Annotated in this window: 16 protein-coding genes; 5 read left to right on the top strand and 11 right to left on the bottom strand. The window is 37.5% G+C overall.

Annotated features, from left to right (window positions below; translation table 11 throughout):
* Positions 1-166 precede the first annotated feature (166 nt).
* Complete coding sequence (locus BAQ44_RS26630) at positions 167-1,786, top strand: SWIM zinc finger family protein (protein WP_061679372.1); 1,620 nt, start codon at positions 167-169, stop codon at positions 1,784-1,786.
* On the top strand, positions 1,770-4,526 hold the full coding sequence (locus BAQ44_RS26635; protein WP_071724722.1) for a DEAD/DEAH box helicase: 2,757 nt from the start codon (positions 1,770-1,772) through the stop codon (positions 4,524-4,526). Before BAQ44_RS26630 ends, BAQ44_RS26635 begins: the two co-directional genes overlap by 17 nt.
* A gap of 24 nt (positions 4,527-4,550) precedes the next feature.
* Here the strand turns inward: BAQ44_RS26635 and BAQ44_RS26640 are convergent, their stop codons facing one another.
* Positions 4,551-5,036: a VanZ family protein gene (locus BAQ44_RS26640; protein WP_016136054.1), complete on the bottom strand. Its 486-nt coding sequence runs from the start codon at positions 5,034-5,036 to the stop codon at positions 4,551-4,553.
* Between the two features lie 110 nt (positions 5,037-5,146).
* Here BAQ44_RS26640 and BAQ44_RS26645 point away from each other — a divergent pair, with 110 nt between their 5' ends.
* Both BAQ44_RS26645 and BAQ44_RS26650 read left to right on the top strand, forming a co-directional pair.
* Complete coding sequence (locus BAQ44_RS26645; RefSeq protein WP_061679374.1) at positions 5,147-5,371, top strand: DUF1659 domain-containing protein; 225 nt, start codon at positions 5,147-5,149, stop codon at positions 5,369-5,371.
* Between the two features lie 99 nt (positions 5,372-5,470).
* Positions 5,471-5,686, top strand: a complete 216-nt coding sequence (locus tag BAQ44_RS26650; protein WP_061679375.1) for a DUF2922 domain-containing protein — start codon at positions 5,471-5,473, stop codon at positions 5,684-5,686.
* 20 nt (positions 5,687-5,706) lie between these two features.
* On the opposite strand, the gene BAQ44_RS26655 is transcribed toward BAQ44_RS26650, so the two are convergent.
* Entirely contained in the window at positions 5,707-6,105 is a 399-nt protein-coding gene (locus BAQ44_RS26655; protein ID WP_000731404.1) for a DUF4359 domain-containing protein, read from the bottom strand.
* 194 nt (positions 6,106-6,299) lie between these two features.
* Between BAQ44_RS26655 and BAQ44_RS26660 the strand changes: the two genes are divergently transcribed.
* The gene (locus BAQ44_RS26660; RefSeq protein ID WP_060488005.1) at positions 6,300-6,806 is read left to right on the top strand and encodes a competence protein ComK; all 507 of its coding nucleotides are present in this window, start codon (positions 6,300-6,302) and stop codon (positions 6,804-6,806) included.
* A gap of 55 nt (positions 6,807-6,861) precedes the next feature.
* On the opposite strand, the gene BAQ44_RS26665 is transcribed toward BAQ44_RS26660, so the two are convergent.
* The 9 genes from BAQ44_RS26665 to BAQ44_RS26710 form a co-directional block, all read right to left on the bottom strand.
* Complete coding sequence (locus BAQ44_RS26665) at positions 6,862-7,332, bottom strand: sigma-70 family RNA polymerase sigma factor (protein ID WP_071724724.1); 471 nt, start codon at positions 7,330-7,332, stop codon at positions 6,862-6,864.
* A gap of 218 nt (positions 7,333-7,550) precedes the next feature.
* A complete protein-coding gene (gene yknW / locus BAQ44_RS26675) occupies positions 7,551-8,228 on the bottom strand; it encodes a YknW family membrane protein (protein ID WP_071724728.1) in 678 nt (225 codons plus the stop codon).
* A 16-nt stretch (positions 8,229-8,244) separates the two neighbouring features.
* Positions 8,245-8,943, bottom strand: coding sequence for a YknW family membrane protein (gene yknW / locus BAQ44_RS26680; RefSeq protein ID WP_071724731.1), 699 nt, complete (start codon positions 8,941-8,943; stop codon positions 8,245-8,247).
* A gap of 126 nt (positions 8,944-9,069) precedes the next feature.
* Complete coding sequence (locus BAQ44_RS26685) at positions 9,070-10,269, bottom strand: ABC transporter permease (protein ID WP_063262291.1); 1,200 nt, start codon at positions 10,267-10,269, stop codon at positions 9,070-9,072.
* The gene (locus BAQ44_RS26690; RefSeq protein ID WP_048542605.1) at positions 10,266-10,946 is read right to left on the bottom strand and encodes an ABC transporter ATP-binding protein; all 681 of its coding nucleotides are present in this window, start codon (positions 10,944-10,946) and stop codon (positions 10,266-10,268) included. Before BAQ44_RS26690 ends, BAQ44_RS26685 begins: the two co-directional genes overlap by 4 nt.
* On the bottom strand, positions 10,943-12,136 hold the full coding sequence (locus BAQ44_RS26695) for an efflux RND transporter periplasmic adaptor subunit (RefSeq protein WP_071724736.1): 1,194 nt from the start codon (positions 12,134-12,136) through the stop codon (positions 10,943-10,945). The genes BAQ44_RS26690 and BAQ44_RS26695 overlap by 4 nt, the downstream gene beginning before the upstream one ends.
* A 239-nt stretch (positions 12,137-12,375) precedes the next feature.
* A complete protein-coding gene (gene pgtP / locus BAQ44_RS26700; protein ID WP_071724737.1) occupies positions 12,376-13,710 on the bottom strand; it encodes an MFS transporter in 1,335 nt (444 codons plus the stop codon).
* Positions 13,711-13,729: 19 nt separating this feature from the next.
* Complete coding sequence (locus tag BAQ44_RS26705; RefSeq protein WP_071724739.1) at positions 13,730-14,764, bottom strand: ABC transporter substrate-binding protein; 1,035 nt, start codon at positions 14,762-14,764, stop codon at positions 13,730-13,732.
* Complete coding sequence (locus BAQ44_RS26710; protein ID WP_000826638.1) at positions 14,761-15,543, bottom strand: DUF3919 family protein; 783 nt, start codon at positions 15,541-15,543, stop codon at positions 14,761-14,763. The genes BAQ44_RS26705 and BAQ44_RS26710 overlap by 4 nt, the downstream gene beginning before the upstream one ends.
* Positions 15,544-15,603 lie beyond the last annotated feature (60 nt).

Raw genomic sequence — 15,603 nt, forward strand, 5'->3', positions numbered from 1 at the left:
CTTCCTTATTCACTTTACTCCCCTAATTCGGGCCGTCTTTCTCCCTATAAACATTATATATATTACCATGATTTTCAAATTGTGTAATGTAAATTTCATTTTTTCTGTTTTGAGCATTTTTTGTTTATAATGGTAAAGGAAAGAAATATGTGTACGGAGGAATATTATGCTGCAACACTCAATTACGAAAGATGAAATTATGATGATTGCGAATGAGTTCGTCCAAGGACTAGATCCACAGCAAACAGCTGATCAGGAACATGTCGCTACAGCTCGGCACCTATATCGTAGTGGTTTTGTCTACAACGTTGACTTTGATGGTTATACGCTATCAGGAACTGTAGATGCTACAGGCAGCGTATATAGCGTCCATATCCCGATTCGTAACGTCGCTGAAAGCTATTGCGATTGCTTCGCACCAACACAATGTGAGCATATGCTTGCTGTGTTACTATCTGCAGCATCTAGTTTCGGGCAAGTAGGAGATGTATTAACTTTATTTAAAAATAATACGAAACCTTCCCTTCCTCCTATTCGAACTGCAAGACAAGTATTGCAATCATCAGCTTTTGAAGAAACGGATTATAAAAGTTGGCAATCATATTTTGATAACGAATATGAATCATTTAAAAAAGAACAAGCTCGGCTTACGTATAAACAAATGTATTTTCTTATGAGTATTTTTACGGACTTCTATACGAAACTCGAGCGGAAGGCTCCGCGCATTGTTGCGATACATGAGTTGTTTAGGCTACACGCAGCGCTTTATTGCTTTCAAAAATTACTAGAAGAGATTCAGGACTTCGAAGCGAATAAAACGTATTCTTATCACCAGCCTGTTAACGTCGTTCGCTTATTTGTAGATAAAGTGGAATCCATCGTTCGGGACTTACAATCAGAAGCGATTCCTTCAGAGTCTGAAGCAATTTTGCAAGAAACAGCTCGTCTCGTTCACGAAGTCTTCTTCTCCACCGACGCTTATACACAAGAGAGATTTTTTATTTATCGTCACATATGGAGTGAACTCTTACAAAAGAAAGAGCAACTACAAGAAGAAGAAAAGCGAATCGATACGAAAATCAATCCACTTTCCAAAGCATTAGCATCTTCTCATCTACTCTTTTTAAATGACGAAGACCTATTAGCGATGGATTTACTTAAGAAACAACCTGCTTCTGTTGTAAGCCTATACTTCTATTGGTTAGAAGAGCTATTAAATACAATGCAGTGGGATCGTGCGAAAAACTGGCTTTCCTTTACGTATAAGCAAGTGAAGAAAACGATACATGAGCACGAAAATACAATTTTCATAAAAGATATCGTTCGCTTATTTGTCATCATGTATGAAACGTATGCAACCCATACAAATGAACAAGCCGGACTCGAAATGATTTTGCAAGAGCTATTACCATATAGTTTCGCAAACTATGAGCAATACGTACTCGCGAAAAAGCAATATCGTACATGGGCAGAACTTCAGCTCTTACATGGATTTGAAGCCATTGAACTTTTGAAAGAGCCTCTGAAAGATATTGAAAAGGAAGCACCAGAAGCGGCCCTTCCTCTTTATCACCTTGCTGCTACTGAGGCCATTGAAGAGCGAAATCGTAAATCATATAGACGCGCAGTTCGTTACTTAAAGAAATTACGTACATTATATAAACGATTAAAGCGTACCGATGAATGGGATGCTTTCATTATTCACACCGCAAACTTACATTCACGTCTGCGTGCACTACAAGAGGAATTACGGAAAGGAAAATTAATCGATGATCAATCAAACTGAAGTAACAATTAGGCTCCAGCACGTTAGTCAAGGTTGGTTCCTTTGGGGAGAAGATGACAGCGGTACTCCATTATCCGTAACAAGTTGGAAACGAAATGCATTTACATGGCACTCCACTTCCTTCTACGGCACGTTTCTAAAAGAAGCGACCTTTGAAGGAAAACAAGGTGTTATGCTAACAAACGCACAAGCATTTGAATACATCGCTAATAAACCGATGAACTCCTTTGCCCATATTCAAATGAACGGCCCTATTACAGCACTTACGGAAGATGCGAACGAATTATGGGATGCCTTCATCAGCGGTAGCTTCGTACCTGATATGGAGCGTTGGTCTCAGCAACCATCTTGGAAAGTTCAAAATACCCCAATCGAAGACGACACATTGGCATCTCTTTTCTCGACTGCGGTAAATGAAAGCATATTACAAGATAACCGTTCAAATGATGGATGGGAAGATGCCAAGAGACTTTATGAACATTACGACTTTACGAAAAGACAATTGGATGCAGCACTACATGAAGAAGATTGGCTTCGCAAAATTGGTTACATTGAAGATGACCTTCCCTTTACAATCGGACTACGGCTACAAGAACCGCAAGAAGAATTTGAAATGTGGAAGCTTGAAACAATTGTTACACCAAAGCGCGGGGCACATCGCATATATGTATATGAGAGTATCGATTCTTTACCAAAGCGATGGCACGATTATGAAGAACGTATTCTAGAAACACAAGAAGGCTTCAGTAAGCTCGTACCGTGGTTAAAAGAAGACGAGATGTTCCGAAGTGAACTCTTTGAAACAGAAGCGTGGAACTTCTTAACGGAAGCAAGTAACGAATTACTCGCCGCAGGTATTACGATTTTACTACCATCATGGTGGCAAAATTTAAAAGCAACAAAACCAAAATTACGTGTACAGCTGAAGCAAAATGCTACGCAAACGCAATCTTTCTTTGGCATGAATACGCTTGTTAATTTTGACTGGCGCATTTCAACGAACGGCATTGATTTGTCCGAAAGCGAATTTTTCGAACTCGTTGAACAAAACAAACGGTTATTCAATATAAATGGTCAATGGATGAGACTGGATCCAGCCTTTATTGAAGAAGTACGAAAACTCATGAACCGTGCCGATAAATATGGACTCGAAATGAAAGATGTCCTTCAGCAACATTTATCAAACACTGCTGAGGCAGAAATTGTAGAAGAAGATAGTCCATTTACCGATATTGAAATCGAACTAGATGGATATTATGAAGAGCTATTCCAAAAACTATTACACATTGGAGATATTCCAAAAGTAGATGTCCCTTCTGCACTAAACGCAACACTCCGTCCATATCAACAACATGGCATTGAGTGGTTATTATATTTAAGAAAGCTTGGATTCGGAGCATTATTAGCTGACGACATGGGACTTGGGAAAAGTATTCAAACGATCACTTACTTACTATATATAAAAGAGAACAATCTCCAAACAGGCCCTGCCTTAATCGTGGCACCGACATCTGTTCTTGGAAATTGGCAAAAAGAATTTGAGCGTTTCGCACCAAATTTACGTGTTCAGTTACATTATGGAAGTAACCGAGCGAAAGGCGAATCATTTAAAGACTTCCTTCAATCAACAGATGTTATATTAACATCTTATGCATTAGCTCAGCTTGATGAAGAAGAACTGAGTACGTTATGCTGGGATGCTGTTATTTTGGATGAAGCACAAAATATTAAAAACCCACATACGAAACAGTCGAAGGCAGTACGAAACTTGCCAGCAAATCACAAAATCGCTTTAACCGGGACACCGATGGAAAACCGACTTGCCGAGCTTTGGTCTATTTTCGACTTCATTAATCATGGATATCTTGGCAGCTTAGGACAATTCCAGCGCCGCTTCGTCTCACCGATTGAAAAAGACCGTGACGAAGGAAAAATCCAACAAGTTCAACGTTTTATCTCGCCATTTTTACTGCGTCGTACGAAGAAAGATCAAACCGTCGCATTAAACTTACCAGATAAGCAAGAACAGAAAGCTTACTGCCCACTTACTGGTGAACAAGCTTCCTTATATGAACAACTTGTTCAAGATACATTGCAAAATGTAGAAGGATTAAGCGGGATTGAAAGACGCGGATTTATATTACTCATGCTGAACAAGCTCAAACAAATTTGTAATCACCCTGCTCTTTATTTAAAGGAAACAGAACCAAAAGACATCATCGAACGTTCCATGAAAACGAGCACGCTAATGGAACTCATTGAAAATATAAAAGATCAAAATGAAAGTTGTTTAATCTTCACACAATACATCGGTATGGGAAACATGCTAAAAAATATGTTAGAAGAACATTTCGGTCAGCGCGTCCTCTTCTTAAACGGTAGTGTACCGAAGAAAGAGCGTGACAAAATGATCGAGCAATTCCAAAACGGAACGTATGACATTTTTATCTTATCGTTAAAAGCAGGTGGAACTGGCTTAAACTTAACCGCTGCCAACCATGTCATTCACTATGACCGTTGGTGGAATCCAGCTGTAGAAAATCAAGCAACAGACCGCGCATATCGCATTGGTCAAAAACGCTTCGTTCACGTTCATAAACTTATTACAACAGGGACACTCGAAGAGAGAATTGATGAAATGTTAGAAAGAAAACAATCATTAAACAACGCCGTCATTACAACCGATAGTTGGATGACCGAACTATCTACAGATGAACTAAAAGAATTACTTGGTGTATGAGCAAAAGGAGCTAATCTCAAAAGATTAGCTCCTTTTTCTATTCCAAAACCAATTGCTTATTATAATTCCTGTTAATCCGCCGCATGTATCCAGTAATGAATCTTGCCACATCGGTGTACGGTCTCCCGTAAACCATTGATGAATTTCATCAAATGTTGCATATCCCGCTACGAAAAGAAGGGCGTATATAAAACACCGCTTTCTTGAATAACCTGATCGATGAAAAGCATAATACGTCAATGAACCGAGCATAAAGAACACCATAAAATGAGCACCTTTACGAAGGAAAAACTCAACAAATCCACCTACACCTTTATTTGCAATGCTAACAGGTGTACCACCGCCATAATCGATAGATACCCATGAGAAATGCTCTTTCACAAACTCCACATTTACATATTGTTCAATATCCGAACGCATATCCTGCTTTTTATATGGTTGTGCCGAGGAATAGAAAATCAACCCCATCCATAGTAAAACAGGAATCCAAAATAACCATTTACGATTCATTCTTCCGAAACCCCTCTCTTAGTCTTTTAAGCGTACCAAAAAAAAGAATAAATTTCACGCCAAAACATGACATTCACGCCCTATTTATAAAGTGAAAGGGGGTGATAAGCATGGCAGTCGAAACAATCGTAATGGACTTAACTTTACGTCTTGTCTTAAACAGTGGATTAGATAAGAACGGAAAAACAGTTTTTAAGCACAAACAATTTAAGCGTGTGAAAACAAACGCAAACTTAGAGCAAGTACAAAACGTAGCACGTGCTCTTGCTTCTGTACAAGCATCACCGCTTCACGCTATACAACTTGTTAGCACATCAGATCTTTCTAACCTATAAGGTGAAGCTTTAATCAGTGGGGTGTTCATCCCCCGCTGATTATTAGCCAACACCAATCGTCCCTGCCTAACCGGATAAATAAAAAGGAGGAAATAACATATGCAAGTACTAGAATTAATTTTCGCAAAAGAAGATGGAAAAACAGTTGTTTTTTCTATCGAAAAACCTATCACACCCGTCGATGCACAAGTCGTAGATCAAGTAATGGATACGATTCTTGCCTCATCTGTATTTTCATCAATTAATGATACTACTCGAAAAAAAGGAGCCCGTCTTGTAGAGAGGAATGTATCTGAAGTTCCCATTACTCTATAAATGAAAAAGACGAATCTGCATCATTTTGCAGATTCGTCTTTTTTCTTCGGCATTTCAATCGGAATAAATATTTTTGAAAAACCGACGCATACATATTTATAGTGTTCTCCACCTATATCAAACTCGGTCGTATATGTTGAGAAGAAAATATAATCACTTCGCTTTGTATAATTCTCGATTAATAATCCAACTTGTGGCTCAACATATTTTTTCGCCAACTTCTTACCAGCCGATGCTAAATCGCCAAGGAGACCCTCTTCATTTTCCTTTTGAACTTCGTCTAGCTTCTTACTTACATCATTACGTTTCATAAACTGCTTTGCTGCCCAATCCGTATATTCACCTTTACTCGGATTACTATTTGCTAAATATACTAGAAGAACAACAACTAGAGCCATAATAATATACTTTTTCTTCATACTATCTCACCGCCTACTCTTTTCTATTTTCATATATATGTACAAGCGATGCAAATTAGAAAGACTATCATCTATTGATTGTAAACGAATAGCCAAAATTTACAATATGAAACAGAATATTAACAATTAATTTACTTAATTCGTATATAATTATATTGAGAATTATTATCATTTATAAAGGGGGAATCAAATTTATGAATGAAGAAAATGATATTATTATTTCTAATTCTACAATGATGTTAGAACCATACAAGCACCCTTATTATCAAACAAAGATTATCGAAAGTAGCGGGAACCATCTTTACTCCTGTCAAACTGCTCTCCAACTCATCAAACAATCTTGTCTAACCAATGTTCACTCTACTTACCAAGGCAGACGAAAAGCAGTTCAAACAAACTTTCATTTCAAACAAAATGTCCCAATTCCAATTAATCATCGAGAATATATTTGTGCTTTCCCGACAGAATCTCCTTCTTCTCCAAACTGTATATGGCTGTTTTATAACCATATAGATGACATAGAGTTTTTCAAAAAGAGTAAAAAAGCTAACATTCATTTTTCAAATGGTACTACTACAACAATACATATCAGTCCCCATAGGCTAAAACAACAATTATTAAAAGCTGGATACGTATTATCACGTATGAACATGCAAGATTCACTACAATTTAAAAGCCTCTTATTACATTTACTACCTTAACATAATAAGTAGAATGGAAAGCAATATCCCTTGCCTTCCATTCTTATGATAATATTTACCCTCTTAAGCTATTTCGCATTTTCTCAAGTGCTTGCCGATACATCCACCTCACTTGATAATAGGTCATTTCCATCTCGCTAGCGATTTCTCCCATCGTTTTCCCTACAAAAAATCGTTCAAAAATAATGTACTTCTCCTTCTCATCTAATACACTCATAAAATCCTTCGCTTTCATTTCAATATCTTCAAAATGGAAGATATCCTCATACTCTCCTACATATACACACTTTTCTTGCACCGCAAACTCTTTCTTCAACCTTTCTAATATATACCCCCGCACAGTTACAACTGCATATGCTGGGAAACTTCCTTTTTCCGCATCAAATCTTTCATACGCATACCAAAGACCGATTAAACCACATTGATAATACTCTTCATGATCTTGATAAATACCTAATTTCTTTATTTGATTCACAATCATACCTTCGTACAAAACAACCGCCTCTTTAAAAGTTGCTGGTTTCACACAGTACCCACTTCTAAAAGGTATACCTCTTTGTTATTCCGCCGGTACCTCCACAATATAAAAATAAAGAAGCGATTTCACTGTGAGTAATTTCAAATACTACCGCCGAAATTTGAAATTACATGAAATAGAATTTGAAATTTTACTGGTCGTATTTGAAATAAGGGTAAAAATAAAAAAGGTGACTCTTGGAAGAGCCACCTTTTCATCCAATCATATTATGCACCAATGCCAGCTAACCCTTTTACGACACCTAATGCAACTGTTAAAACGAAGAAAATTACAATTAATGTTGTAGCTTGTTTCTTACTTAAGCCAGCTACAATATGTAACCCTAGTCCCGTTAGAGCCAAACTCCAAATATTGAAGATTTCAATTGAAGAGCCAATTCCATGTAACACTGTTCCTTTTTCAAATAAAGGAGCTAAACTTGTATAAATATCAACACCATTTCCATCAAATACAAAGCCTAATGCTACATTTAACAATCCACCAATGTAATAAACAAGGTTAGCATATAAGTAAATAGATAATATCTTCATGTACGGAGTATCATTGCTCATAAACATCATAATAATTTTATAAATACCAGCTGCAATAAATAGACCTATAGGCGTACCTAATACACCAACAAGTGCTCCACCACCAAGAGCAAATCCTTTTATCATTGCTCCCGCTTCACCATTTAACTCTTTTGCCATTTCTGGAGTATTAATTAGCGTTAAGTATGCTGCACCTGTTGCCATAATCGTTCCCAATAAAATAAGTAAGACAAATGCGATCCAGACCGGACTTTTCGTCTTCATTCTCTCAAACTGTTCACCTGGAGATGTAATCATCCCTAATAACGATGGCTTTTTAGAACCTACATCTTGCGTATTAATATTCGTTTCCATTATAACGCCCCCCTATTTATACTGGCATATTTGGTAAGAATGCCGCAATTAACATAATAATTGCCGTTAAGAATAATGCTTTAATGATGAATAAAACGATAATTGGAATCGCTGCTTTCACTTTACTTACTCCCGCTGTAATTTGCAGTCCTAACCAAATTAAAACGATATTCCATAAATAAAATACTTCAATCGAACTCCCTATTCCATAAGCAACTGAACCTTGCTCAAATAGTGGTCCTAAGCTTGTATACGCAGTTGGTGCGACACCTAAAATGAAAGCGATAATACCATTAATAAATCCACCAATAATAACAACAATGTTTGCATATACAATAATTGTGACTAATTTTTTATAAGAGGTATCATTCCCATAGAACATCATAAACACTTTATAAATAGCTGCAACAACGAATGTTGCCAGCATACCACCTATAGTACCCGACACAATGCCAGAAATAACATCGGATGTCAGTGAACTCTGTCCTGCGAATTCACCTAGTTCTTTTTTCACTTTCACCATCTCAGGTGACGTATTCGTAACGTATGTAGTAAAAGCATTTAACAGCCCTTGTAATAGCGCCATTAAGAAGAACATACCCCAAACTTTCTCGCTCGTCTTCATTCTCTCAAACTGTAAACCAGGAGAAGTAATCATTCCAAACAATGATGGCTTCTCTCCGCCAGCTTTTTGTGTATTCAAATTCGCCTCCATTATAACGCCTCCTTCTATTTATATAACCCGTTCTAACGGGCGGTTCACTTCCTCTTATGAGGCTACGAACCGCCCACTAGAACGGTAATGTGTAGTAGAGAGCCCCCTCTCTACTACACTGCTAACTTATTCATAACGTAATGCTTCAATTGGATCTAATTTAGCAGCTTTATTCGCCGGAATTAATCCGAAAATAATACCGAGTGTCATAGAGAATAGTACGCCTCCAACGACAACTTCCCACGAAACGAGTGGTGGCCATTTCGCAAATGTGGAAACGATATAGGCTCCGCCATATCCAAGACCAATTCCGATTAAACCACCTAGAAGTGTTAACATAACTGCTTCAATTAAAAACTGTAATAAAATTTTACTACGTGTTGCCCCAAGTGCTTTACGTATCCCAATTTCGCGCGTACGCTCTGTTACAGATACGAGCATAATGTTCATAACACCGATACCACCAACGACTAACGAAATACCCGCGATACCGCCGATGATCATCGTCATGATGTTAGTAACTTTAGAAACCCCTTCTTGGAATTCTTTTAAGTTTACTAGTTCATATTTACCTGGAATTTCACTTGGCTTACGGCTATTTAATACATCAACAGCCTTTTTCCCAGCTACTTCTAAATCATCTACATTTTTAGACTGAATTGCGATATTTTGAATATCATCTGTTCCGTATAAAACAGGCCATAACGTAAGCGGGATTAACCCTTCTTCCATTTCAAATCCCATAAACTCATTATCAGATCTGTACACACCAATGATTTGCATTGGTTGTCCCTTCATCTCAATAATTTGTCCGACTGGATTTACATCCTTAAATAATACTTCTTCTGTTTTTGTACTAATCATCATAACGTTATTTGCATGAGAAATATCTGATTCGTTTAAAGTACGTCCTTTTACGACCTTTACTTTATTAACTGCAAAATATTCATTATCAAGACCAATAATATTCAGATTTGCTTTTTTATCATTTACATCAAGTATCTCCATCCCCTGATTTGTTGTAATAACGTGGGATACATTCTTCACTTGTTTTACTTCCATAATATCTTCTTCTGTTAACTTCGGTACTTCAAATCCACCCATTGCAAACTCATCATTCATATCTGGTTTAAACTGAATTGGCATAAGGTTATCACCAGAACCAGCGATTTTTGACTTCAACATCGCTTCCCCGCCTTGCCCAATCGCAACGACAGTAATAATAGAACCTACCCCGATAATAATACCGAGCATCGTAAGAGCTGAACGCAGTTTATGAGCTAAAATAGAAGATAGGGCAATTTTTATACTATCTAGTAAACTCATACCGCACACCTTCTATCTTCTGTAATTTTCCCATCTCGCAGTACAATGCGGCGGGAAGAATACGCTGCTACTTCCTCTTCATGCGTAACCATAACAATCGTTGTACCTTCTGCATTAAGCTTCGTGAAAATATTCATAACTTGCTCACCAGACTTCGTATCAAGCGCACCAGTTGGCTCATCGGCCATAATGAATGTTGGGTTATTCGCAATCGACCTTGCAATCGCTACACGCTGCTTCTGTCCACCTGATAATTCATTCGGCAGATGATGAACCCTATCTGACAAACCGACTTTACCAAGCGCTTCTAGAGCCCTTTGACGACGCTCTGCTTTCTTCACGCCACCGTATACGAGCGGAAGTTCAACATTTTCTACTGCTGAAAGACGCGGCAGCAAATTAAAGTGCTGAAACACAAAGCCAATATATTCATTACGAATTAAAGCAAGCTTTGACTCATCTGCTGTTAAGATATTCACATCATTCAGCATATATTCGCCTTCTGTTGGACGATCTAAACAACCGATAATATTCATAAGCGTTGATTTACCAGAACCAGACGGCCCCATAATCGAAACGAACTCACCGCTTTGAATCGTTAAACTAATATCATGTAAGATCGGCACTGCTAATTTCCCTTGATAATACGTTTTAGCAATATTATTTAACGTAATCATTTCTCTTTCACTTCCATTCCGTCATACACATCGTCGGAAGGATTTTTAACCACCTTTTGCCCCACTGTTACGCCTTCAGTAATTTCTGTCCAGTCTCCATCAGTAGAACCTTTTTTCACATTTTGTTTACGAAGCTTTCCTTTATCCTCAACATAAACAAATGCATCATCGTCTTTTTCCACAATGCTCTTAGTTGGAACAGCAATCATCGTCTTATTCTCTAAATTTACTTGCAAAGAAACGTGATAACCTGGAGATAAACCATCTTGACTATCAAGACTTGCTTTATATGTATATTGGGACATATTTTGAGTTGCTTCACCCATACCGCCTGCTTGAGCCATCTCTGCACTCGTTGGGAATTCACTTACTTCTGTAATCTTACCAGTCCACTTCTTCTTACTATTTGCTTTCGCAGTTACAGTAAATGTTTGATCTGGTTGAATTTGTGACTTCTGAAGCTCAGTTAACGTCCCTTGAACTTGGAATGGATCTTTAGACGCTACTTGTAAAAACGCTTTCCCTTGACCACCTAAAGCTTGCGATGAACTTTGCGCCGCATCTTTATCTAACTTTTGAACAACACCAGCAAAATTACTATAAACCGTAAGTTCTTTCTGTTTTTTATTTAACTCTTCTTTTTGTAACTTTCCTTTTTCTTTCTCAAGATCAGTTGTCTTTTGCGCCATTTCCAACTCACTTACTTGCTCTTCCATCGGATCTGTTACTTCTTTCCCAGCTCCGCTATCTTTCGCCTTCTTAATTTCTTTCTTCAGCGAATCAATCTTCTTCTTCCCTTGGTCATAACGCATATCTGCCATCTTCTGATCAAGTTCAGCTTGCTTCATTTGAAGATTCATTTCTTCATTATCATAAGAGAATAACTTCGTTCCCTTCTCTACCTCTTGCCCTTCTTTCACTACAATTTCTTTCACTTTTCCTTTAGTTGGATCAGCATAGAAACTTTCAATATTTGCAGGCTTCACCTGTCCCGCAATTAACTTCGTATTATTAAGCTTTCGCTCCGTTACCTTCTCAAAGCTCACAGCATCAGCAGATGTTGATGCTCCTTTCTTCTTGCCTTGCATAATAAAAATATTAACTGCTGCTACAATAACAATTAGTGCAATAACCCCGATAATAATCCACTTCTTCTTCTTGTTTGGAGTACGAACCGTATTTGGTATCATTTTCTCGCTCCCTTTATAACTTGATAGTTTAATATAAAAATTGTATAAAACTTTCTGAAAACGGATTACATATTATTACATTCTTTTTACAAAGTTTTACACATCCATTTATATTGTAACAAAAATTCCAATGATTAGAAATATGACATATTGTCTTTTAAGATAGATTTAAGGAAAGATTATATTAATATAAAAAAAGCTATCCAAAATAATAATTGGATAGCTTTTCAAACAAAATATTATGCCGCTTTAGGAGCATTTCTCTCATGTCCACGTTGAACGATGAACAAGAAGATTGTTGATAAAACTGCACCTGTTAATAGTAAGATGAAGCAACCGTCCCAGCCAGAACGATCAACAATAACACCGATTGCTGCGTTTGCTACAAGGCTTCCGCCTACATAACCGAACAGACCACACATACCAACTGTCGTACCTACTGCAAATTTCGGTACTAATTCCATCGCACTTAAACCGATTAAGAACTGTGGTACATAAATTAAACAACCGATAATAGAAACTGCAATACTTACAACAAGTATGCTAGTTGCTTGCCAATATACGAACGTACCAATAACAACTCCGACCATACTAATGATACATAATGGCATACGTTTTCCTTTAAATAATTTATCACTTAAAAGACCAACGATTAATGAACTTGGAATTGCCATACCTTCAAAAATTGCGTACGCCGCGTGTGCTTCATTTTTTGAGAAACCTTTAACTGTCGTTAAATAAAGTGGAACCCAGTTAATAACACCGAAGCGAATTAAATAAACAAATGCATTCGCAATACATAAGAACCAAACAAATTTATTCTTTACTACGTATTTCATTAAAATTTCTTTTGGTGACATCTTATTAGCATGATCTGCTTTTTCAAGATTTTCATAGTCATTACGATACTCATCAATTGGAGGAAGACCTTCTGATTCTGGTGTATCCTTCGCATTAATCCAAACAAGAACTGAAATTACCATTGCGATAATCGCAGGGAAAATAAATACGCCGCCTTGCCAATGATTTTCACCAAAAATAGCTACACCAATTCCGACAAGTGGTGGCACAAGCATTCCGCCAACGTTATGTGAAATATTCCAAATACCTGTTTTCGTGCCACGTTCTTTCTTTGAGAACCATTTCGTCATAACGATACTACAAGGTGGTGCTCCCATACCTTGTACAATACCATTTAGAACAAGTAATGTAACAATCATTCCAAATGACGATGCAAAACCGAAACAAATATTTACAAGCCCTGATAAGAATAAACCGACTGCGATAAAACGCTGGGCGAAAGCTTTATCTGATAAATTCCCCATAAAGAACTTACTAAATCCATAAACAATTGCCATGATTGAACCTAGTAGTCCAATTTCAGCTGTACTAAACCCATATTCTTGTACTAAATACGTACTAGATAACGTAAAGTTACTACGAACTAAATAATAAGCAGCATACCCAACTGAAATTCCCATCAATACACGGATACGTAGTAATCGATATACACGGTCGATCATATCCGCTGGCAATCTCTCAATTACAGGTGCTGGCTTAAGCCATTTAAACATATATTTTCGTCTCCTTTTCTCACTTCTGAGAGAGACGCTGTCTATTCCATATCTCGATTATTCCACTATTTGATATATTTTTGTTTGTTCTTCTAACCGGCTGTCCTTCAATTTCTTTCTCGTTCTTCGCAAACATTGTTGGTACGCCAAACGAAACCTTTTCTAAAATGTGACCCGCTTCTTCTGATAAACAATAATCAATAAATAAATCCGCAATAATACCATTCGGTGCACGTTTTAGTTTCGAAATCGCATTAACAGATAACCCTGTTTGCTCCGGTACAATACTTACAATTGGAAAGCCTTGCTTTTGAAGCATTCTCTGATCTCCCATAAAATTGATGCCTATCATATAATCACCGCTCGCAACAAGCTCCACCGGTATGTAACCGTTCACCGTTACTTCACCAACTTGTCCTGCGAGATTCTTAACATATTCCTTCGCTTCCTCTTCACCTACAGTATCAATAAGTGATTGAAAAAACGTATATGCTGTTCCTGATACATTTGGATCTGGCATCACAATCTTTCCCTTATATACTGGATTTAATAAATCTTGCCACCTTGATGGATAAGGAAGTCCGAGCGGTGCTATTTCTTCATTCCACCGCTCTTTATTGATCGCAATTGCCAGTTTCTCTACTTCATAACCGTACCAATAACCGTCTTTATCTTTAACAGTTTTTGAAATACGATTCGCATGCTGACTCGTAACAGGAATAGATAGATTTTTTTGTTTCATCATTTGATGCGCATCTACCGTACCGCCAATAATAATATCCGCTTTCGGATTTCCAGCTTCCTCTTCTACCCTCCGAAGAAGCTCTTCTGTCGAAAGACGAATAAATTCATACGTACAGCCGCGCGGTTTACAAAATGATGAAAGCAAAGCTTCACCCACTTCCTCACGAGCCGCTACATACGCAACAAGATGACGATCATCCAAAATAGGGAGACCACTTTTATTATATTTAATAGAGGTTGTATCTCGAGAGCAACTAGACATCGCTCCTCCAATTACTAGCAAAAAGAAGAAAAAGGCTATCTTTCTCATGACACATTCTCCTTTACAAATAAATTTGCGAGGGAGCTTTTCATATACATGACATTCCCATTATTATCACCGAGATATTGCACAACAAAGTACGATGGATATACAGAAATAGTAAGAATGTCTTCTCGCTCATTCTTTATACGCTTCCCTGTTTTATAAGCGGTAATATAAGCAATCGGTTCATTCTGTGATTGTAATAATTTCTGTATTTCTCCGTAATCTGTAATTTGCTTTGCGTACCGAATCGAATCAAGTATGTGCGTAAGATTCATCGCACGTTCTACATCACCTTGGCGCACTATGACATCCTGCGCTGACGCAAAAAAATCACTAATACGTTCTGGTGTGTAATACAGGCTTAACAAATACGTTTGAAATGCTGAAATCATTGGGTCCGTACCATTCTTTCCGTACATATCAGCCCCGTACTGGAACAAGTCACCTACTGCAAAAGTACGTTTATGTCCATTCAAGTACGTTACTTCTCCAGTAAATACTTGTTCTTGATTCTTAGCTTCTCTCGGTTCTATTTGAATTCGGTCAAAGAATGAAACAATCGTATGCAAACGAACTTCATCCGTTATAACAATTTCTCCCCACTTTTCATGCCTAACCTTCATTTCGGTAGGCAGGGATTCATTCACTCTTTGTAAAACAGTTTGTTTGTCATTCACTATTGTGATTCGATTGTATATTTGCTTCTCCATCACATAAAACAAAATAAGAGAAACGATTATACAAAGGACAAACATAAGAATTTGAAATGATAGCCTTTTCATTTCTGCCTACCTCCAAGATAAAAAAACGTTGTTTCGAAAATACCGCATAATTGTTTCATA

It is taken from the genome of Bacillus mobilis (assembly GCF_001884045.1).
In the GTDB taxonomy this organism is placed as follows: Bacteria; Bacillota; Bacilli; order Bacillales; family Bacillaceae_G; genus Bacillus_A; species Bacillus_A mobilis.

Coding starts and splice junctions, on each gene's coding strand:
- BAQ44_RS26630 (WP_061679372.1), top strand. CDS start 167: ATGCTGCAACACTCAATTACGAAAGATGAAATTATGATGATTGCGAAT.
- BAQ44_RS26635 (WP_071724722.1), top strand. CDS start 1,770: ATGATCAATCAAACTGAAGTAACAATTAGGCTCCAGCACGTTAGTCAA.
- BAQ44_RS26640 (WP_016136054.1), bottom strand. CDS start 5,036: ATGAATCGTAAATGGTTATTTTGGATTCCTGTTTTACTATGGATGGGG.
- BAQ44_RS26645 (WP_061679374.1), top strand. CDS start 5,147: ATGGCAGTCGAAACAATCGTAATGGACTTAACTTTACGTCTTGTCTTA.
- BAQ44_RS26650 (WP_061679375.1), top strand. CDS start 5,471: ATGCAAGTACTAGAATTAATTTTCGCAAAAGAAGATGGAAAAACAGTT.
- BAQ44_RS26655 (WP_000731404.1), bottom strand. CDS start 6,105: ATGAAGAAAAAGTATATTATTATGGCTCTAGTTGTTGTTCTTCTAGTA.
- BAQ44_RS26660 (WP_060488005.1), top strand. CDS start 6,300: ATGAATGAAGAAAATGATATTATTATTTCTAATTCTACAATGATGTTA.
- yknW (WP_071724728.1), bottom strand. CDS start 8,228: ATGGAAACGAATATTAATACGCAAGATGTAGGTTCTAAAAAGCCATCG.
- yknW (WP_071724731.1), bottom strand. CDS start 8,943: ATGGAGGCGAATTTGAATACACAAAAAGCTGGCGGAGAGAAGCCATCA.
- BAQ44_RS26685 (WP_063262291.1), bottom strand. CDS start 10,269: ATGAGTTTACTAGATAGTATAAAAATTGCCCTATCTTCTATTTTAGCT.
- BAQ44_RS26690 (WP_048542605.1), bottom strand. CDS start 10,946: ATGATTACGTTAAATAATATTGCTAAAACGTATTATCAAGGGAAATTA.
- BAQ44_RS26695 (WP_071724736.1), bottom strand. CDS start 12,136: ATGATACCAAATACGGTTCGTACTCCAAACAAGAAGAAGAAGTGGATT.
- pgtP (WP_071724737.1), bottom strand. CDS start 13,710: ATGTTTAAATGGCTTAAGCCAGCACCTGTAATTGAGAGATTGCCAGCG.
- BAQ44_RS26705 (WP_071724739.1), bottom strand. CDS start 14,764: ATGAGAAAGATAGCCTTTTTCTTCTTTTTGCTAGTAATTGGAGGAGCG.
- BAQ44_RS26710 (WP_000826638.1), bottom strand. CDS start 15,543: ATGAAAAGGCTATCATTTCAAATTCTTATGTTTGTCCTTTGTATAATC.